Annotated in this window: 17 protein-coding genes; 8 read left to right on the top strand and 9 right to left on the bottom strand. The window is 60.0% G+C overall.

Annotated features, from left to right (window positions below; translation table 11 throughout):
• Nucleotides 1-25 precede the first annotated feature (25 nt).
• Both FHP24_RS22545 and FHP24_RS22540 read right to left on the bottom strand, forming a co-directional pair.
• Entirely contained in the window at nucleotides 26-940 is a 915-nt protein-coding gene (locus FHP24_RS22545) for a DMT family transporter (RefSeq protein ID WP_246091899.1), read from the bottom strand.
• Between the two features lie 11 nt (nucleotides 941-951).
• Nucleotides 952-2,154: a mandelate racemase/muconate lactonizing enzyme family protein gene (locus tag FHP24_RS22540; RefSeq protein WP_139678486.1), complete on the bottom strand. Its 1,203-nt coding sequence runs from the start codon at nucleotides 2,152-2,154 to the stop codon at nucleotides 952-954.
• A 287-nt stretch (nucleotides 2,155-2,441) separates the two neighbouring features.
• Here FHP24_RS22540 and FHP24_RS22535 point away from each other — a divergent pair, with 287 nt between their 5' ends.
• Together FHP24_RS22535 and FHP24_RS22530 are read left to right on the top strand one after the other, a co-directional pair.
• Nucleotides 2,442-3,824 (top strand): aminotransferase family protein, encoded by a 1,383-nt coding sequence (locus tag FHP24_RS22535; protein WP_139678485.1) that lies wholly within the window; start codon nucleotides 2,442-2,444, stop codon nucleotides 3,822-3,824.
• Nucleotides 3,825-3,910: 86 nt separating this feature from the next.
• Nucleotides 3,911-4,888 (top strand): agmatinase, encoded by a 978-nt coding sequence (locus tag FHP24_RS22530; protein ID WP_139678484.1) that lies wholly within the window; start codon nucleotides 3,911-3,913, stop codon nucleotides 4,886-4,888.
• Nucleotides 4,889-4,894: 6 nt separating this feature from the next.
• Here the strand turns inward: FHP24_RS22530 and FHP24_RS22525 are convergent, their stop codons facing one another.
• Nucleotides 4,895-5,293 carry a response regulator gene (locus FHP24_RS22525; RefSeq protein ID WP_180356095.1) on the bottom strand — a complete coding sequence of 133 codons (399 nt, stop codon included), beginning with the start codon at nucleotides 5,291-5,293 and terminating at the stop codon, nucleotides 4,895-4,897.
• A 251-nt stretch (nucleotides 5,294-5,544) separates the two neighbouring features.
• The gene (locus FHP24_RS22520; RefSeq protein ID WP_139678482.1) at nucleotides 5,545-6,096 is read right to left on the bottom strand and encodes a helix-turn-helix domain-containing protein; all 552 of its coding nucleotides are present in this window, start codon (nucleotides 6,094-6,096) and stop codon (nucleotides 5,545-5,547) included.
• A gap of 199 nt (nucleotides 6,097-6,295) precedes the next feature.
• Here FHP24_RS22520 and FHP24_RS22515 point away from each other — a divergent pair, with 199 nt between their 5' ends.
• From FHP24_RS22515 to FHP24_RS22505, 3 genes are all read left to right on the top strand, one after another.
• Complete coding sequence (locus FHP24_RS22515) at nucleotides 6,296-6,913, top strand: response regulator transcription factor (RefSeq protein WP_139678481.1); 618 nt, start codon at nucleotides 6,296-6,298, stop codon at nucleotides 6,911-6,913.
• 103 nt (nucleotides 6,914-7,016) lie between these two features.
• The gene (locus FHP24_RS22510) at nucleotides 7,017-7,385 is read left to right on the top strand and encodes a response regulator transcription factor (protein WP_139678480.1); all 369 of its coding nucleotides are present in this window, start codon (nucleotides 7,017-7,019) and stop codon (nucleotides 7,383-7,385) included.
• Nucleotides 7,386-7,405: 20 nt separating this feature from the next.
• On the top strand, nucleotides 7,406-7,702 hold the full coding sequence (locus FHP24_RS22505) for a UBP-type zinc finger domain-containing protein (protein ID WP_139678479.1): 297 nt from the start codon (nucleotides 7,406-7,408) through the stop codon (nucleotides 7,700-7,702).
• A gap of 265 nt (nucleotides 7,703-7,967) precedes the next feature.
• Here FHP24_RS22505 and FHP24_RS22500 read toward each other — a convergent pair whose 3' ends face one another.
• The 3 genes from FHP24_RS22500 to FHP24_RS22490 form a co-directional block, all read right to left on the bottom strand.
• Nucleotides 7,968-9,614 carry a cyclic nucleotide-binding domain-containing thioredoxin-disulfide reductase gene (locus tag FHP24_RS22500; RefSeq protein ID WP_139678478.1) on the bottom strand — a complete coding sequence of 549 codons (1,647 nt, stop codon included), beginning with the start codon at nucleotides 9,612-9,614 and terminating at the stop codon, nucleotides 7,968-7,970.
• A gap of 91 nt (nucleotides 9,615-9,705) precedes the next feature.
• A complete protein-coding gene (locus FHP24_RS22495) occupies nucleotides 9,706-10,224 on the bottom strand; it encodes a Dps family protein (protein WP_139678477.1) in 519 nt (172 codons plus the stop codon).
• Between the two features lie 26 nt (nucleotides 10,225-10,250).
• Nucleotides 10,251-10,436, bottom strand: a complete 186-nt coding sequence (locus FHP24_RS22490) for a hypothetical protein (protein ID WP_139678476.1) — start codon at nucleotides 10,434-10,436, stop codon at nucleotides 10,251-10,253.
• A gap of 294 nt (nucleotides 10,437-10,730) precedes the next feature.
• Here FHP24_RS22490 and FHP24_RS22485 point away from each other — a divergent pair, with 294 nt between their 5' ends.
• On the top strand, nucleotides 10,731-12,317 hold the full coding sequence (locus tag FHP24_RS22485) for a PAS domain-containing sensor histidine kinase (RefSeq protein WP_180356094.1): 1,587 nt from the start codon (nucleotides 10,731-10,733) through the stop codon (nucleotides 12,315-12,317).
• 9 nt (nucleotides 12,318-12,326) lie between these two features.
• On the opposite strand, the gene eutC is transcribed toward FHP24_RS22485, so the two are convergent.
• Nucleotides 12,327-13,100, bottom strand: a complete 774-nt coding sequence (gene eutC, locus FHP24_RS22480; RefSeq protein WP_139678474.1) for an ethanolamine ammonia-lyase subunit EutC — start codon at nucleotides 13,098-13,100, stop codon at nucleotides 12,327-12,329.
• Between the two features lies 1 nt (nucleotide 13,101).
• Nucleotides 13,102-14,493, bottom strand: coding sequence for an ethanolamine ammonia-lyase subunit EutB (locus FHP24_RS22475; RefSeq protein WP_139678473.1), 1,392 nt, complete (start codon nucleotides 14,491-14,493; stop codon nucleotides 13,102-13,104).
• 183 nt (nucleotides 14,494-14,676) lie between these two features.
• On the opposite strand from FHP24_RS22475, the gene FHP24_RS22470 reads away from it, so the two are divergent.
• Together FHP24_RS22470 and FHP24_RS22465 are read left to right on the top strand one after the other, a co-directional pair.
• Entirely contained in the window at nucleotides 14,677-15,477 is an 801-nt protein-coding gene (locus FHP24_RS22470; protein WP_139678472.1) for a potassium channel family protein, read from the top strand.
• 114 nt (nucleotides 15,478-15,591) lie between these two features.
• Nucleotides 15,592-18,153, top strand: a complete 2,562-nt coding sequence (locus FHP24_RS22465; RefSeq protein WP_139678471.1) for a GcvT family protein — start codon at nucleotides 15,592-15,594, stop codon at nucleotides 18,151-18,153.
• Nucleotides 18,154-18,328: the final 175 nt, after the last annotated feature.

Below are 18,328 nucleotides of genomic sequence, written 5' to 3'. Positions count from 1 at the left end.
CGCCGGTGCGGGCTTCTTTATTTTTTCATTCCGGAATGGCCGGAAGAACGGTATCGCGCTTCTTCAGCATCTGCTCGCGGATGAAGATGAACAGGCCGGACGCGACGATCAATGCGGCACCAACGATCATGCTGAGCCGCGGTACGTCACCGAAGAACATCCAGCCGAAAATGACCGCCCACAGCAGCAGCGTATATTGAAGCGGCGCGACGGTTGCCGCATCCGAGATTTTCAGCGCCCGGTTGACCAGCATATGCGCCGCCATCGACACGATCCCGAGAAGTGCCAGCAAGCCGAGATCGAAACCGGACTGGATCGGCGACCAGTCGAAGGGCACGAAGAAAAGCCCGGCAAGACCTGCACCGCAGACCTGGAAGAACACCAGCGTACTATCCGGCGTGCCGCGCAAGAACCGCCCCGAAATCATCATGAAGGCGAAGGCGGCACTACCGATGATCGAAATCACCGCCGGCATGGTGAACATCGCAGTCGATGGTTCAAGCGTGATGATGACACCGAAGAAGCCGATGGCGATAGCCGTCCAGCGCCGCCAGCCGACCTTGTCAGCGAGCAGAAGCGGCGAGAGAGCTGCGACATAGATCGGAGCCGCCAGCCAGTAGGTCATCACATCGGCGAGCGGCAGATACATGACCGCATAATAGAAGCAGAACACCTCGGCGGTAGAGCAGACCACGCGGGCAAGCTGCATCCACGGCCGCTCGGCCCTGGTGAGTGCCGGAAGGCCGGCCATCCAGACGATCGGCACGAGGATGACGAGTGCTGCGATGCTGCGCAGAAGAACGACCTGGCCAAGCCCATAACTCGCGACCAGCCATTTTCCCAACGTATCGTTGAGCGCGAACATCAGCATGCCCAAGAGCATGATCGCGGGGCCTGCCATCGAAAGGCTCCTCAGGCCGACTGCGGAAGAGAGCGACATCCTGCTGCTCCCTACACGCTTGAAGCATCGGAGAAACGCCGATGAACCGTGAAGGCCTTGTCCAGTTCCGGATTGAGCTCCATGCCGAGACCCGGACCGGGCGGAACGGTAATCATGCCGTTCTTCACTTCGGGCAGTGCGGTGACGAGATCGCGATACCACGTGTTGTAGAAGGCCCGCACGCTTTCCTGCACCAGCGCGTTCGGCGCGTTCAAGGACAGATGGGTGGAAGCGCAGAGCACGACCGGGCCGGTGCAATCATGCGGCGCGACCGGCAGATGCCAGGCTTCCGCCATCGAGGCGATCTTGCGCGCTTCCGACAACCCGCCGCACCACGAGATATCGAGCATGACGATGCCGGCGACCCCGGTTTCCAGATAGTCGCGAAAACCCCAGCGGCTGGCGAGGGTCTCGGAGGCCGAGATCGGTGCCGGCGAGACTTCTGCATAACGCTTCAGGCTGGACAGACTGTCCATCTTGATCGGGTCTTCATGCCAGAAGGTACCGTATGGCGTCAGCGCCTTGGCGATCTGCATCGCCGGCAGAAGCTGCCACATGGAATGGAACTCGACCATGATATCTATTCTGTCACCAACCGCCTTGCGGATCTTCTCGAAAGGTTCGAGCGCCGCCTTCATCTCGGAAGACGAGATATATTGTCCTCTGGTCTTTTCCGCCGCCTGATCAAATGGCCAGATCTTCATGGCCGTAATGCCGTCTGCAAGCAGCGATTCCGCCAGTTCGTCGGCACGGTGCAGAAAACCGTTCAGGTCGTCGTAATCCTTGCCGGTCGACAGGCCGTAATTGGCCGTCGTCTGGCCGGTTGCCTTCTTGATATATTCGGTGCCGGCGCAGGTGTTGTAGGTGCGGATTTCGCGGCGGGAAAAACCACCGAGCAACTGTGCGATCGGCTGGCCTGTGAATTTGCCGAAAATATCCCACAGCGCGATGTCGAAGGCGGAATTTCCACGCACTTCGGCGCCCGACGAGCGGAAGCCGACATACCCGACCAAATCCTGCGCAAGCAGATCGATCGCCAGCGGATCGCGGCCGATGACGCGCGGCGCGACATATTCGTGTATGTAGCTTTCAACCGTTTCGGCACCGAAGAAGGTCTCCCCCAGCCCCGTAATGCCCTCATCGGTGTGAACCAGAACCCAGAGCAGGTTGCTCCGTTCGGTGACACGCACCGTCTCCAGCTTGGTGATCTTCATGTTTCCTCCCACAAGTTCCCAAGAGCCTGTATTTCTAAGGGAATTGAGGCGGGATCGAAAGCCGTTTGAGGCCGCTATAGTACGTGAAGCTAATAAAATTGCGGCGTTTTTCGCGCGTCTGGCGATCTCTCCTTGAGCCCGCCCATGCGGCCATCGCCGCTTTCGCAAAATTCCCCGCGCAAATCCTTTGACATGAGCGACGAAGGGATCTTTCATGGCGTCAAGAAACGTCGCCATGCCCCGAGGAAAGGGCCTGGACGACACATAAAGGCAGAAAGAGGAATATCATGAACGTCGCTTCCCGTCCGAACGACATCCAGGCCGTCATCGAGGCCGACCGCGCCCATGTCTGGCATCATCTCTCCCAGCACAAGCAGTATGAGGCCACCGATCCCCGCATCTATGTCGAGGGCAAGGGCACACGGGTCTGGGATGCCACGGGCAAGGAATATCTGGATGCCGTCGCCGGTGCGGTGTGGACCGTCAATGTTGGTTATGGCCGCACGACGATCGCCGATGCGGTGCGCGAGCAACTGATAAAACTCAACTATTTCGCCGGCGCCGCCGGCAATATTCCGGCAGCGCTGTTTGCCGAAAAGCTGATCGAAAAGATGCCGGGCATGACCCGCGTCTATTATTCGAACTCCGGCTCGGAAGCGAACGAGAAGGTGTTCAAGATGGTGCGCCAGATCGCGCACCGCAAACACAATGGCGGCAAATACAAGATCCTCTATCGCGACCGCGACTACCACGGAACGACGCTCGGCACGCTGGCGGCCGCCGGCCAGAAGGAACGTCGCGAACAATACGGCCCGATGCCCGAAGGTTTTGTCGAGGTGCCGCATTGCCTCGAATATCGCAGCCAGTGGGGTGACGTCGAAGATTACGGCCTGCGCGCCGCCAACGCGATCGAGGACGTGATCCTGCGCGAAGGCCCGGAAACTATCGGCCTGCTCTGCCTCGAGCCGGTGACGGCAGGCGGCGGCGTCATTGTGCCGCCCAAGGGTTACTGGGAACGCGTGCAGGAAATCTGCCTCAAATACGATGTGCTGCTGCATATCGACGAAGTCGTCTGCGGCATGGGCCGCACCGGCAAATGGTTCGGTTACCAGCACTACGGCATCGAGCCTGATTTCGTCACCATGGCGAAGGGCGTGGCCTCCGGTTATGCGGCGATCTCCTGCACGGTGACGACCGAAAAGGTCTTCGAGATGTTCAAGGACGATCCATCCGATCCCCTCTCCTATTTCCGCGACATCTCCACTTTCGGCGGCTGCACCTCGGGGCCTGCGGCGGCACTCGAAAACATGCGGATCATCGTCGATGAAGGCCTGTTGGAGAATACGCTGAAGATGGGCGAACGGCTGATGAACAATCTGCGCGAGTTGCAGAGCCGTCATCAGGTGATCGGCGACGTGCGTGGTCTCGGGCTTTTCTGCGGCGCGGAACTGGTGATGGATCGCGAGACCAAGGAGCCGGCACCGGAAAAGATGGTCCAGGCCGTCACAGCCGACTGCCTTGCGCAGGGCGTCATCATCGGCGCCACCAACCGTTCGGTTCCGGGCCTAAACAACACACTGTGCCTCAGCCCGCCGCTGATCATCAATGCGGCCGAGATCGATCAGGTCACCGGCGCGATCGACAAGGCACTCACCAAGGTGTTCGGCTGATTGGCCAGGCAATGCGGGCTGCGTCCTTAAACGGCGGCCCGCATCGATTTGCGCGATATGAGCGGTAAAGCCGCCGGGGAACATGCATGACCAATTCCGACTTCCGCCCGGTCTCGGGCGTTGACCTGCCGCGCTTTGCCGGCATCGCAACCTTCATGCGCCTGCCGCATATTCTGCTGGATGACGAGCGCTTGAGCCAGGTGGATATCGGCCTGATCGGTGTGCCATGGGATGGCGGTACGACCAACCGGCCTGGTCCGCGCCACGCGCCGCGCCAGCTTCGCGATCTCTCCAGCATGGTGAGGCACGAAAATGGCGCAACGCGGATAAGGCCCTATGATCTCGCCAACTGCGCCGATCTGGGCGATGTCGGACCCAACCCGGCCGATGTCGAGGATTCGATGAAGCGCATCACCGCCTTTTACGACCGGGTGAAGGCAGCCGGCATCATGCCGCTCACGGCCGGCGGCGATCATTTGTCTTCGCTGCCGATCCTGCGTTCTCTCGGCCGCGACAGACCGCTGGGCATGATCCATTTCGACAGCCATACCGATCTCTTCCACTCCTATTTCGGCGGTTTCAAATACACCCACGGAACACCTTTCCGCCGCGCCGTCGAAGAAGGGCTGCTCGATCCGAAACGGGTCTGCATGATCGGCATACGCGGCCCGGCCTACGATTTCGAGGACCGCGATTTTGCCGACGCCGTCGGCATTCGCGTCATCCCGATCGAGGAATTTCACGCACGCGGTGTTGATGATGTCATGCTGGAGGCGCGGGAGATCGCCGGTTCGGGCGAAACCTATGTCAGCTACGATATCGATTTCATCGATCCGGCCTTCGCACCGGGAACAGGTACACCGGAGATCGGCGGGCCGAACAGCTATCAGGCGCTGCAGGTCGTGCGGGCCTTGCGCGGCCTCAACATCGTCGGCGCGGATATGGTGGAAGTCTCGCCGCCTTTCGACACCAGCGGCGCCACGGCCTTCCTCGGCGTCACTGTCATGTTCGAGCTGCTCTGCGTCATGGCTGAAATCATCGGAAAGCGCGGCAAAGCCGGCTAGCTTAGCTCAAACAGCGTTTGCCATGCTCGCGTCGTTGAGAAGTCCGCTAATGGCGGCGATCAGTTGCGCCGGCACGAAAGGTTTCTGGATCAGGACGCTGTTGGGCACGCCATGCGATGTCCACTCGGCGGCACTGTCTGCCGTCACATAAACGATTGGGATGCTCGATACACATTGCCGCGCGTGCTGGCCGACCTGCCAGCCGGTGCCGCCCTTGCCCAAACGTATATCGGTGATGACACCCGAAAACTGCGCCGCATTGGCATCGAGCTCGGCAATCGCCTCTTCTGCCGAGGCAAAAGACGTAACCTCGAAGCCGTTTTCGGTCAGCAGTTCCTCGGCATCGAGCCGCAGGAGATGGTCATCCTCGACCAGAAGCAATTGTATCGATAGCTCATCCGCCATGGTCCGTCCTAACGGATGCGGCGACTGATCTGCCACCCGCATCCTAACTTGCCGGCTTCGACAAAACGTCTCAAGCCATTCCGTCCGGACCTCTAACGCAATCGATGGGATGCGGTTCCCCATTCTGATACAAACTCAGCAGATGCTTTATCACTGTGGCACATCTGCATCACACCCGCGTGCAAATCGAGACGCGGCAGGCCTTGGGGTGAAGCCTGCAGCGCCTCGATACGGCACGGCATTGCCGACACCTATTGCAGCGCGACGGCGCCGTCCGGACGGGAAAAATAACGGCGCCAGGCGCTGGGCGTGGTGCCGGTGACGCGCCGGAACACGCGGGAAAGATGAGACTGATCGGCCAGCCCGCAATCGAGCGCGATCTCGCAGAGCGGCGCCTTGGTGGTCAGCATGCGCTGCTTGGCATGTTCCACCCGGCACGAAACGACATAGCTGTGCGGGGAGACGCCGAAGGTTGTCTTGAATGCGGCGGAAAAATAACTTGTGCTGAGACGAACCTGCTGGGCGAGTTCGTCGAGCGGAATTCCATGGGAAATCCGTTCATCGATATAGTGTCTCACTTTTTTGACCTGCCATGGAGCAAGGCCACCGGTAGTGACCTGCTTCTCCGGGCTGACGAATGAAGCGGCCGGCTCTACAAGCCGCAGCTGACCAGGCCGCCGCTCGGCGGTTCCGATATCAACGCCGAAGGGATTGTCTGGGTAGAGGTTAGCCAGATCGGCATAAATCGTGCTCATATCGAGCGGGTTGATCTGACGGGCGACAACAGCTGCGGTGGCGGACATCTACGCTCTCCTGTGGATCTGTCGAATTTTCACCAGTCCATATTGAGATGGCCGCCGCCAATCGGATATTCTACAGTCAGTCAGTTTTCGTACACATGGGTTTTAACCTCCTATACTCGGGTATTATTGCCCTTGGCGGAACACGCCGCGTAGGGTCGGGTCGAGGTTTGAATCGCGATGATTTCAATGAATTGAGGACATGACGGAAAGCCCAATCATCCTGGTCGTCGACGACGAACCGCTTATCCGGCAAGCGCTCGACACCCTGCTTCGTTCCGTCGGTTATCGTGTGCGGGTTTTTGCGACCGCGCTCGACCTCTACGAGGACGAATGCCTGCCGCAGGCCAGCTGCCTGATCCTCGATATCCGGCTGCCGTTTACCAGCGGCCTGGACTTCCAGCAGAAGCTGACCGACCGCGGTGTTGTGGTTCCGATCATCTTCGTCACCGCCCATGGCGACATCCCTATGACCGTGCGCGCCATGAAGGCGGGGGCCGCAGACTTTCTCTCCAAGCCGTTCCGGGATCAGGACATTCTCGATTCGGTCGCTTCTGCTGTCGAGAAACACCAGGCGTTTCTGGGCTCCAGCCGCACCGAGGCTGATCTCAAATCCCGTTACACGCAGCTTTCCCCGCGTGAGCAGCAGATCATGGCGATGGCGACGGCCGGCCTGATGAACAAGCAGATTGCCGGCGAACTGGGCCTGAGCGAGATCACCGTAAAAATTCATCGCGGCAAGGTCAGCCGCAAGATGAACGCAAAAACCTTCGCCGATCTGGTGAAGATGGCGGAATTGCTCGGTCTGTCGCACCGATAGAATGAGCCGAATAAACCCCTGTATAATTTAAACGCTTCTCTCCCGGGCGCATATTGAGGGCAGATAGAAAACCGGAATTCCCCCGGAGATTGGTTCATTCCCGTTGAAAGCGCCTGTCATCATTGCCATCATCGACGACGAAGAAAACATTCGTCGCGGGATGAGCGGCCTATTGAGATCATTCGGTTACGAAGCGCGTAGCTTTGAATCTGCAGAGGCATTCCTGGCCACGACCGAAGCTGCCGACTGTTCGTGCATCGTCTCCGACGTACACATGGGCGGCATGAGTGGTATCGACCTTTTCCATACGCTTGCCACACGCGGAAGCGAAGTCCCGTTCATCTTCGTCACGGCCTTTGCGGACGAGATAGGGCGGCTCAATCTTGGCAAGGACACCTGCGTCCTTCCCAAACCTTTCAAGGTCGATACTCTTGTCGACTGCATCGAGAAGGCCACGCAGGCAGCACCCTGAACATCGGAAGAGATCAGCGCATGTGTACGCATCATAACTTCATCAGGACCGTGACGCCGAAAACGCGCGGTTGCGAGGAATGCCTGGAACTGGGCATGACATGGGTTCACCTGCGCCTCTGCCGCGAATGCGGCCATGTCGGCTGCTGCGACGAGTCGGAAGGCAAACACGCGACGGGCCATTTTCGGCAGACCCGTCATCCGATCATCGAAGGTTATGATCCGCCGGAAGGCTGGGGCTGGTGTTATATCGACGAGGAGATCGTCGATCTTCCCGACCAGACACCGCAGGTTGGCCCGATCCCGCGTTACGTCTGAAATGCTCCCAGCACCCACGCCATGAGAAGTATGATGGAGAGCAAGAAGCCAAGCAGGATTACAAGATCCCTCTTGTTTCGGTTCGTTTCCCTCTTGGAAAGAACCCTATAGGCCCGCTTTTGCCTTCGTCTGGCATCTTCATCCAGATTTCGCGTTTCAAAATGACGTTGGGTCTCGTTCTGCAATGCCCTCTCCCTGGCCCCTTAGTTCAAAGATAGGAGTTTGCCTCTCTGGAAAACAAGGGGAAACGGCACGTCGACTAAGATCAATGCACCACTGCAAGATACTGATGGATCGCGGCAACCACGACCGATCCCTCGCCAACGGCCGAGGCCACGCGTTTGACCGAACCGGCCCGAACGTCGCCGACCGCAAACACGCCCGGTTTGCTGGCGGCATAGGGATGCCGTGTCATGTCGTCGGAGGAAAGCCCGGTGCAGACGAAACCGTGACGGTCGAGCTCCAGACAGCCGTCAAGCCAATCGGTATTCGGCTCCGCCCCGATCATCACGAACAGGTTGGAGGCATCGCAGCGGGAGGCCTGTCCGGTCGAGCGATCGACCCAGGCCACGGTCTCGAGGTTCTGACCGCCGTCAAGCTCGGTAATCTCGCATCCTTCGCAAAGCGTGATATGCGGCGAACTCTTAATCCGCTGCACGAGATAGTCCGACATCGTCGCGGAGATCTTGCTGCGAACCAGCATATGAACGTGGCGCGCGGTTCGCGACAGGAAGACGGCGGCCTGCCCGGCGGAATTGCCGCCGCCGACGATGACGACCTCCTGGCCGGAGCAGACCTGCCCTTCCATAGCCGTTGCCGCATACTGGATGCCACGGCCTTCGAAGCGCGCATAGTTGGGAACATCGAGCTTGCGATAGCGTGCGCCAGTCGCGACGACGACGGTTTTCGTGCTGACCGAACGGCCATCGCTCAAGCCGATGACATAAGGCGCCTCCGAGCAATCGAGTGAGGCCGCACTGCGCGAGACGCAAAGGCGTGCGCCAAACTTCTGCGCCTGGATATGCGCCCGGCCGGCAAGCGCCAGCCCGGAAATGCCGGTCGGAAAACCGAGATAGTTTTCGATCTTCGATGAGGTGCCAGCCTGACCGCCCGGCGCCATGGTCTCGACCACCAGCGTCTTCAGCCCTTCCGATGCGGCATAGACGGCCGACGCAAGCCCGGCGGGCCCCGCTCCAAGCACCACCACGTCATACACCGCATCATCTTCCGGCGGTTCGAAAAGTCCCAGTTCGTCGGCCAGAATTTCGTTCGTCGGACGCTTGAGAACGCCATGATCCGGCGTGATCAAAGCCGGCAGGTCATCGGCATCAAGCCCGAACCTCTGCATCACGTCCGGCGCTTCCGGATCGTTCACTCCCATGATCGTCACGGGATAGAGATTGCGGATGAGAAAGCGCTGGATGCCGAGCAGCTCGCCGCCTTCCTTGTGTCCGACAAGGATGCCGCCGCCCGTCGCATGCCGCACGAAACCGGCCCGGCGAAGAATGTAGGAGCGGATGATCGTCTCGCCGATATCCGGTTCCCCGGTGATCAGCGCACGGAATTTCTCGTTGCAGACCCGGATCACCCGCGAACCGGCAAGGCAGAGACCGGAGAGCAGAATGCTGCGATGGGTGAACATGTTCTGCTCACCACTGAACTGGCCTCGTGTGTAGCTGTAGAGATGATGCCGGCCCTTGATCGGATCGTCGGCGAACATCTGCAATTCGCCATCGAGAACCAGAAGGAAATCGATCGAATGATCGCCGCGACGGAAGACATAAGTGTCTTCCCCGACAAGCTCCTCCGTTCCGTAGGGACGGATTCGCTCGATCATGTCGTCGGTCAGCAAGGGGAAGGTTTGTGCCGGGCGTATCCACGGGTCGGTCGGATCGACAGGAAGATCGGGCATGCAAAACTCCCCGTCAGGATATCAACCAGGCATAGCAAAATGTATCAAACAAAAGCCGGCATCCGCAATACGGATGCCGGCGAAGAGCATGTTACTTGTTGGTGTCGCGCAGGATTTCGAAGAGGAACCAGACGCGCTTTTCCGTCTCGTCGATCCAGTTTTCCAGCAGGCTGGCGGTAGCGACATCGCTATGTTCGTCACAGACGTCGTGCAACTCGCGCATGCTGGCGACGAGCGCGCCATTGTCGTCACGCAGTTCCGCCAGCATTTCGTGCGGATGAACGAACTCGGCGTCGTTATCCTCGATGCGCTGCTTGCGGGAAATGTCGCCGATCGAGCGCAGCGTGTTGCCGCCGATCTTGCGCACGCGTTCGGCCAGCGGGTCAGTCATGGCCAGAAGCTCGTCGCCATGGTCGTCGAGCATCAGGTGGAAGTCGCGGAAATTCGCGCCGGACATGTGCCAGTGGAAATTCTTGGTCTTCAGGTAAAGTGCAAAGACATCGGCCAGCAGCGCATTGGCGCCACCGGAAATGTCCTTGGTTGCTTCGGCACTGAGACCTGTCGGGGTCTTGAGATCTGCCGAGCGGCGAGATTTGGCGGACTGTTCCATGATCATATCCTTCATTGAGATTCAAATTACGCAGTTCTGAACGATGCCGGCGGGTCGCTTGCGGGAAACGTCTCACGCAGCGCCTCGTCGAGATCCTCGTCGGTCTCGACACGCGCAACAGGCGCTCTCGCGATGACGAGATCGAGCGGTTCGGGAAGACTTTCAAGACCGTCACGCAGCACGTCGTCCACGTCTTGACGCTTGTTCGTCATGTCACGTCTCCAATCTTGCTGTGAAAACCCAAGCCGTCGCTTCAAGAAATGAGGTTACGGCATTTGCGTTCCAATGATGCGACAATATCGCCCTGCCCTGCGCGCGGCTTGGACAAATCCATCTGCACAAGCATTGCAGTCTGCTTTTCGACGGCAACCCAAACGAGCCGGTTGCGTAATTTTCGACAATTCAGGATTATTTCAGAGAAGCATAGCACAGAAATCTCCGATAGTCTGTCGGAAGAATGGGGCAATCGCGATCAGGGCGCGGACGATCGACCGAGGGGACGGGACTTGCAGAGCGAAACGACCAACTGGATGGGGCGCTTCAAACACCGCTCCGGTCCTGCAGGCGGCCATCGATATCGCGTGGCTTTCGGCATTGCCTCCGGGCTGACCATCTTCACCATCGATACGTTCACGACATTGGCAAGCGCAGTCGCTGTGCTCTACGTGCTGGTTATCGTGCTTGCCGGTGATCTTGGCAGCAAACGCATAATCCGGGCCACCTCTGCAGTCTGCGCCGTCCTCACCCTTATCAGCTTCGCGACCTCCCACGGGCAGGATCTGGAATCCCAGGCGACATTGCGCCTGCTGTTCAGCCTTGCCGCCAATATCGTGACGACGCTTCTTCTTCTGCGACGCGTCGGCGACGAAGCGGCCCTGAAGGAAAGCGAGCATCGCTACCGGACGATCTTCGAAACGCTCGCCATCGCGATCTGGGAGAACGACTTTCGCGTGGTCAAAGCCGAACTCGACAAGCTGCATGAACGCGGCATCATCGATATACGCCAGTATCTGGCGGACAATCCCGACTTTGTCATAAACATGCGCCAGGCGGTGCGGATCACCGACGTCAACCAGACCGCGCTGAAACTGATGGGCGTTCCAACCAAGGACGGGTTCTTCCGCACGCTCGACGACTTTCTTCCAGACACCGATGGCGGTTTTTCGCATTTCCTCGCCGGAATTTTTGAGGGACAGACCGAATTCCAGTCGGAAACGGTTGTGCGCAGCCGCGACGGTCGCCTGATCTCGATCCTTGTTGCATTGAGCTTTCCAAGAGACGGTTCGGGCCTCGACCGCATACAGGCGAGTGTCGTCGATATGACCGAGCGCTACCAGTTTCAGGAGGCTCTGGAAGCCTCGCGTCAGGAACTGGAACAGGCATCCCGCGCCGCGATGATCGGCGAAATTTCGGCCTCCATTGCCCATGAGGTCAACCAGCCGCTCTCTGCGATCATGACCTTCGTTCAGGCCGGCACACGCTGGCTGAACCGCACGCCGCCCGATATTGACGAGGCCAAGGCGGCACTGCAGGACGCAGTGGTCGCAACCGAACATGCAGCCCAGGTCGTCAAACGCGTCCGCATGCTGCTCGGCAAGTCGAAATCGGAAACCGCAGAGGTAACGGTCGACGCCGCGATTGCCGATGCCGTGCAGCTAAAGCAGAAGGAACTTGCAGCCGACGGCGTGCAGGTGAGCCTTTCGCTGATGGCTCCATCCGGAACAGTCCATGGCGACCGGGTGCTGCTGCAACAGGCTTTCCTGAACATCATCATCAACGCCATACATGCGATGGAAACGGCGGAGGCCCGCACGCTGACGATCCAGAGCAATCTCACAGACGACGGCATCGTCATACGCTTTATCGATAGTGGTGCGGGATTGGGCGCCATTGCGCCCGAAACCCTGTTCAAGCCGTTCAACACGACCAAGACCAACGGCATGGGCCTTGGTCTTGCCATGTGCCGGTCCATCATGATGGCGCATAGCGGCACGATCTCGATCCGCGACCGGACTGATGGAACGGGCGCGATCGTTGAGGTCAGGCTGCCGCTCGCTGTAGACGAGGAAGAAGCTGTGCCACTGACTGCCTGATGCGATCCGTTACACGGTTGAGGACGGTAGCTTTGCCACGGCAGCCTTCAACGCCACGCCGCTGACGCGTGTCTTCATCATGTCCCTGACAAGCCCGCTGATGATCTCCGCGGCTTGCCCGAGCGGCAACCCGCCATCGCGGATATTGGAGACGCAGTTGCGGCCGGAATCCGGATTTCCCGGCTTAGGACCATAGGTGATGTAAGCCCCGAGACTATCGGCGGCGGAAAGGCCCGGCCGTTCACCGACAAGTACGATCGTCAGCTTCGCACCGAGCGCATGGCCAGCCGGATCACCGAGCGCAACCCGTGCCTGGTTTGCCAGCGCGATCGGTGCCGCCGAAAGGTTAAGGGCAGTCAGTTTCGGAACAAGCGCTTCGATCAAAGGCACGGCATTAAGCTCCACCGCGCTGGACGACAATCCGTCCGCCACGACGATCGCCACATCATAGCCCTTGCCCGCTCCCGTCTGCTTCAACCGGTCGGTCGATTCCGCCGAAAGCAGACGACCGAGATCCGGCCGCCTCACATAGATGCTGCGATCACCCGCCATGCTGTCGATGCTCACCACCGAAAGACCGAGACCGTTGAGCCGGTCGGTGAGCGCGGCCCGATCGACGCTGGTCCAGACCGCCTCGCGCGCGCGCGCGTGATCGAGCAGGAAGGACAGCTGCGCCCGTGTCGGAAGGCCCGCACCATGACGACCGAGCGAGACACGCGCATCAGTCATGTCCTTGAGGTCCAGCACCTGTTCGGCGGCGGCGGGTTCGATCACCTTTGCCATGTCAGGCCCCGATCAGATTGCTGCTGCGGACATAACTGGACAGCGCGGCTGGCTCACCGATCAGCGCGCCGTCGCGATCCGTCAGCCCGATCTCCGCAAGCCATTGCTCGAATTCGGGCGCCGGTGGCCGTTTCAGCGTCTCACGGCAATAGACGGCGTCGTGATGCGACAGTGACTGGTAGTTCAGCATGATGTCGTCGGCGCCGGGCACGGTGATGACGAAATTGACGCCGGCCGCACAGAGCAGCGTCAGCAGCGTATCCATGTCTTCCTGGTCAGCATCCGCGTGGTTCGTATAACAGACGTCTACGCCCATCGGCAGGCCGAGCAGCTTGCCGCAAAAATGATCCTCGATGCCGGCACGGATGATCTGCTTGCCGTTGAACAGGTATTCCGGCCCGATAAAGCCGACCACGGTATTGACCAGCAACGGATCGAACTCGCGGGCAACCGCGTAGGCGCGCACTTCCATCGTCTGCTGATCGACACCGAAATGCGCATCCGCCGAAAGCGCCGCCCCCTGCCCCGTCTCGAAATACATCACATTGGCGCCCGGCATGCCGCGCTTGAGCGACCGCCCAGCCTCATGCGCCTCTTTCAGAAGCGCCAGATCGACGCCGAAACCGTGATTGGCCTTCTGGGATCCTGCCACCGACTGGAACACGAGATCGACGGGCGCGCCCCTTTCGATCGCCTGGATCGCGGTCGTCACGTGGCCGAGGCAGCAGGTCTGTGTCGGGATTGCGAGCTTGTCGCGCAGCTCGTCGAGAAGCGAGACGATCCGCACATAGTCCTCGACCGCATCGGTCGCCGGGTTGACGCCGATCACCGCATCGCCCGATCCCATCAGCAGCCCGTCGATCGCCGATGCGATGATGCCGCGACTGTCGTCGGTCGGGTGGTTGGGCTGGTTGCGGGTGGACAGCCGCCCGGCGAGCCCGATCGTGTTGCGAAAGCGTGTCACAACGCGGCGCTTGGCCGACACCGCAATCATGTCCTGCAGCCGCATGATCTTCGACACGGCCGCAACCATTTCCGGCGTCAGGCCCCAGGTTACGGCCTCCAGCCGGTCATGGGTCGTCTCGGGCTTGAGCAACCACTCACGGAATTCGCCGACGGTGAGCGACGACACCGCGGAGAAGGCCGCCGGATCATGCCGCTCCGCGATCAGCCGGGAAACCTCGTCATCGTCGGAAGAAATCAGTTCCTCGCCGAGAAATGCCTTCAACGGCAGATCGGCAAGCGCCATCTGCGCCGCCAGCCGTTCGACCGGGCCTTCCGCTGCTATGCCCGCCAACTGGTCGCCGGAGCGTTCCGGCGTCGCCTTTGCAAGCAGCGTCTTCAGGTCATCGAAGCGAAAGACAGTCTGCTCGATCGTCGTTTTATAGGCCATGCGGGATCAACCTTCGATAAGGTTTGGTGATGACATTCGGCCTCCCGGACGCTCCAGTCTCCTCCAGACCATTGCGTCCTGCCCCGATTAAGCACGACAAACACATCGTTTTTCAAGGTCAATCTTGATCTTGGGCAACGCAGGTGCGCTTGACCTCCGGGCACGGTCCAATATCTACGCAGCATGGATTCTCAAGACACCCCAGGCACATCCCGTTTCGACATCAACCCGCTGCGGGAAACCATCCGCCGCATAGCCAAGGGCCGCGATACCTGGGCCTTGCGCTGGCAGGGGCTGCTCGCCTTTATCGACATCTGCATCCTCGCCTTCTTTCTGCTCGGCCCCTATCTGCGGGACGGGCCGTCCTATCTCATTATCGATTACATGATAGCCGTCTGGGTCGGTGCCGAACTGATAGCCCGTTCGCTTGCCGCACCGTCGCTCGGTCGTTTCCTGAAAAACCCGATGACCTGGGTCGACCTCGTCATTCTGGCCACCCTGCTGTTTCCCGATACGCTGTTCAATTTCGCCTTTCTGCGCGTCATGCGCATATGGGCGATCGGCCGAAGCCCGCTGCTGAGGGAGCTGATGCGCCGTTTCGGCTGCCTGCATCTGGAAGATGTCACCCGCGCCAGCCTGAACTTCGTCGTTTTCCTCTTCATGGTCACGGGCTTCGTCTACACGACTTTTTTCTACAATCGCGATGGCGGCGAAGGTTTCGTCGATGCGCTCTATTTCACCGTGGCGACCATCACAACGACCGGTTTCGGCGACATCACGCTTCCCGGCACACTCGGCAAGCTGACCTCCGTCTTCACCATGATCATCGGCATTTCGCTGTTCGTGAGGCTGGCCCAGGCAATCGTGCGGCCACACAAGGTGCGCTTTGCCTGCCCCGAATGCGGGCTTCAGCGGCATGATACCGACGCCGTCCACTGCAAGGCCTGCGGTCATCTCCTGAATATTCCCGACGATGGTGTCTGAGCGGGATGGAGTAAGCGTCATATCATGACGTGATGATTGGCTCTTCGTGTCGTATATCGACTGGGCTGGGCCGCGAACTGTCGCTAATCTCCCCCGCATATTCAGGAGACGGCAATGGCAGAATTTCCAACCAAGGCAAAAGTGGTCATCATCGGTCTGGGCGGCATCGTCGGTGCCTCCATCGCCCACCATCTGGTGGAGCGCGGCTGGGACGACATCGTCGGCATCGACAAGTCCGGCATCCCGACCGATATCGGCTCGACCGCCCATGCCTCGGATTTCTGCTATACGACCAGCCACGATTACCTGTCGGTCTGGACCACCCAGTATTCGATCGACTTCTACGAGAAGATGGGCCACTACGCGCGCATCGGCGGCCTGGAAGTCGCCCGCACCGGCGACGACCTGTGGATGGAAGAGATCAAGCGCAAGCTGACGTCCGCCAAGGCTTTCGGCACCCGCGCCCATTACGTCTCTCCTGCCGAGATCAAGGAGAAATTCCCGCTGATCGAGGAGGATCAGGTTCAGGGCGGCCTGTTCGATCCCGATGCCGGCCTCGTCATTCCCCGCAGCCAAACGGTTGCCGGCAAGTTGGTCGACGCCGCCGAAAAGGCCGGCAAGCTTGCGGTCTTCGGCAATACGGCGGCCCAGTCGCTGATCGTCGAGAACGGCCGCATCAAGGGTGTCGTCACCCATCGCGGCACGATCATGGCCGATCATGTCATCGTCTGCGCCGGCATCTGGGGCCGCCTGATCGCCGAAATGGTCGGCGAAGACCTGCCCGTCATGCCGGTCGATCACCCGCTCACCTTCTTCGGGCCGTACAATGAATTCGAAGGCACCGGCAAGGAGATCGGTTACCCGCTGCTGCGCGACCAGGGCAATTCCGCCTATATGCGCGACACCGGCGACCCGAACACGACCGAGGGCGGCCAGATCGAATGGGGGTATTACGAGACAGACAATCCGCGCCTCTGCCACCCGCGCGACATTCTCGAAAAACATGAGGCTCGCCTGTCGCCCTCGCAGCGCGATCTCGACATGGAACAGATCCTGACGCCGCTCGAGCGTGCGATGGAACTGACGCCGATCCTCGGCGAGCTGGGTTATAACGAAGGCCATTCCTTTAACGGCCTACTGCAGGTCTCCGCCGCCGGCGGCGCCTCCTGCGGCGAAAGCCAGAAGGTACGCGGCCTCTGGTATTGCGTCGCCATCTGGGTCAAGGACGGCCCCGGATACGGCAAGCTGATCGCCGACTGGATAACCGACGGCCGCACCGAGGTCGATCATAACTCGATCGATTATTCCCGCTTCTACCCACACCAGCTGACCGAGGAATTCATTGAGGGCCGCACCTATGAGGCAGCGCAGAAGATCTACTTCCCGGCCGTCCACCCGCGCGAACCCTATGCGACCGGTCGTGGCGCCAAACGCTCGCCTTTCCATGAGCGCGAAAAGGAACTCGGCGGTTACTTCATGGAACTTGGCGGCTGGGAACGTGCCCATGGCTACGCCGCCAACGAACATCTCCTCGAAAAATACGCAGACCAGGTGCCGGTGCGCGAGAACGAATGGGACAACCGCCATTTCTGGCGTGTCTCCAATGCCGAACATCTGGCGATGAGCGAGGATTGCGGCATCGTCAACCTGTCGCATTTCCATATGGTCGATATCGAAGGCCCCGACCATGTCGAGCTGCTCGAATGGCTGTGTGCGGCCAAGATCGGCGGCGACGCCAATATTGGCAAGGGCATCTACACCCACTTCCTCGACGACGAGGGCATGGTCCGCGCCGACTTCACCGTCTTCCGGCTGGCAGACCGTGGTCGTCTGGTCAACGGCGCAGATGCCGGCCCGCGCGACTTCCACTACATGAAGCGCATTGCCGAGGACAAAGGCCTTGACGTCACCATCACCGACGTCTCGGAAAAGTTCATCACCATCGGCATCTGGGGGCCGAACGCCCGCGAGACGCTGAAAAAGGTCGTGGCCGATCCAGCCGGCCTCGACATCGAGAACTTTGCCTTCGCGGCGATCAAGCCGATCGAGATCGCCGGCAAGCCGGTCACCGCCTTCCGCATTTCCTATGTCGGCGAACAGGGCTGGGAACTGCATATGACATACGAGGACGGCCTTGCCGTCTGGGATGCGCTGCGGGCAACCGGCGTCATGGCCTTCGGCGTCGAGACCTATGCCAATTCCCGCCGCATGGAAAAGTCGCTGCGCCTGCAGAACGGCGATCTTCTGACCCAGTACAACCTGATCGAAGCCGATCTGGCCCGTCCGAAGGTCAAGGAAGCCGATTTCCGCGGCAAGGCCAAGCATCTGGAATACAAGGCGCGGGAACACCAGCCGGCCATGCTCTGCACCCTGGTCATGACCGACAACACCGATGCATCAGGCGTCAAGCGTTACCCGGTCGGCTCCATGCCGGTGATGGACCCGGAGACCGGCAAGACGCTGGTCGATGAGTTGGGCCGCATCTCCTACACGACCTCTGTCGCCTACGGGCCGACGATTGGCAAGAACATCGCGCTGGCCTATCTGCCGCACGATTTCGCCCAGGTCGGCCGCAAGCTGCTGGTCAATTATTTCAACGAGGATTTCCCGGTGGAAGTCGCGGCGGTCGGATACAAACCGCTGTATGACCCGGAAAATTTGAAGCCGCGGACGTAGACAAGAACTCCCCCATTCCTGTCCTTGTGACAGGAATCCAGCAAACGTGCGTCTGCGCGTCGAAAAGGGTCTTTTTCAGCCCAAGGACTTGGGCTGGCTGGATTCCTGTGACGGGCACAGGAATTGTCTATCGAGAAATGTGCTTTACTGCTGCCGAAGCCTGGATGATCCCCGG

The sequence above is a fragment of the Aliirhizobium smilacinae genome, assembly GCF_006335145.1.
Taxonomy (GTDB): domain Bacteria; phylum Pseudomonadota; class Alphaproteobacteria; order Rhizobiales; family Rhizobiaceae; genus Neorhizobium; species Neorhizobium smilacinae.
This window is presented reverse-complemented; position numbering and strand designations above follow the sequence as displayed.

Excerpts from the sequence above, each read along its gene's own strand:
- FHP24_RS22545 (WP_246091899.1), bottom strand. The coding sequence starts at position 940 with ATGTCGCTCTCTTCCGCAGTCGGCCTGAGGAGCCTTTCGATGGCAGGC.
- FHP24_RS22540 (WP_139678486.1), bottom strand. The coding sequence starts at position 2,154 with ATGAAGATCACCAAGCTGGAGACGGTGCGTGTCACCGAACGGAGCAAC.
- FHP24_RS22535 (WP_139678485.1), top strand. The coding sequence starts at position 2,442 with ATGAACGTCGCTTCCCGTCCGAACGACATCCAGGCCGTCATCGAGGCC.
- FHP24_RS22530 (WP_139678484.1), top strand. The coding sequence starts at position 3,911 with ATGACCAATTCCGACTTCCGCCCGGTCTCGGGCGTTGACCTGCCGCGC.
- FHP24_RS22525 (WP_180356095.1), bottom strand. The coding sequence starts at position 5,293 with ATGGCGGATGAGCTATCGATACAATTGCTTCTGGTCGAGGATGACCAT.
- FHP24_RS22520 (WP_139678482.1), bottom strand. The coding sequence starts at position 6,096 with ATGTCCGCCACCGCAGCTGTTGTCGCCCGTCAGATCAACCCGCTCGAT.
- FHP24_RS22515 (WP_139678481.1), top strand. The coding sequence starts at position 6,296 with ATGACGGAAAGCCCAATCATCCTGGTCGTCGACGACGAACCGCTTATC.
- FHP24_RS22505 (WP_139678479.1), top strand. The coding sequence starts at position 7,406 with ATGTGTACGCATCATAACTTCATCAGGACCGTGACGCCGAAAACGCGC.
- FHP24_RS22500 (WP_139678478.1), bottom strand. The coding sequence starts at position 9,614 with ATGCCCGATCTTCCTGTCGATCCGACCGACCCGTGGATACGCCCGGCA.
- FHP24_RS22495 (WP_139678477.1), bottom strand. The coding sequence starts at position 10,224 with ATGGAACAGTCCGCCAAATCTCGCCGCTCGGCAGATCTCAAGACCCCG.
- FHP24_RS22490 (WP_139678476.1), bottom strand. The coding sequence starts at position 10,436 with ATGACGAACAAGCGTCAAGACGTGGACGACGTGCTGCGTGACGGTCTT.
- eutC (WP_139678474.1), bottom strand. The coding sequence starts at position 13,100 with ATGGCAAAGGTGATCGAACCCGCCGCCGCCGAACAGGTGCTGGACCTC.
- FHP24_RS22475 (WP_139678473.1), bottom strand. The coding sequence starts at position 14,493 with ATGGCCTATAAAACGACGATCGAGCAGACTGTCTTTCGCTTCGATGAC.
- FHP24_RS22470 (WP_139678472.1), top strand. The coding sequence starts at position 14,677 with ATGGATTCTCAAGACACCCCAGGCACATCCCGTTTCGACATCAACCCG.
- FHP24_RS22465 (WP_139678471.1), top strand. The coding sequence starts at position 15,592 with ATGGCAGAATTTCCAACCAAGGCAAAAGTGGTCATCATCGGTCTGGGC.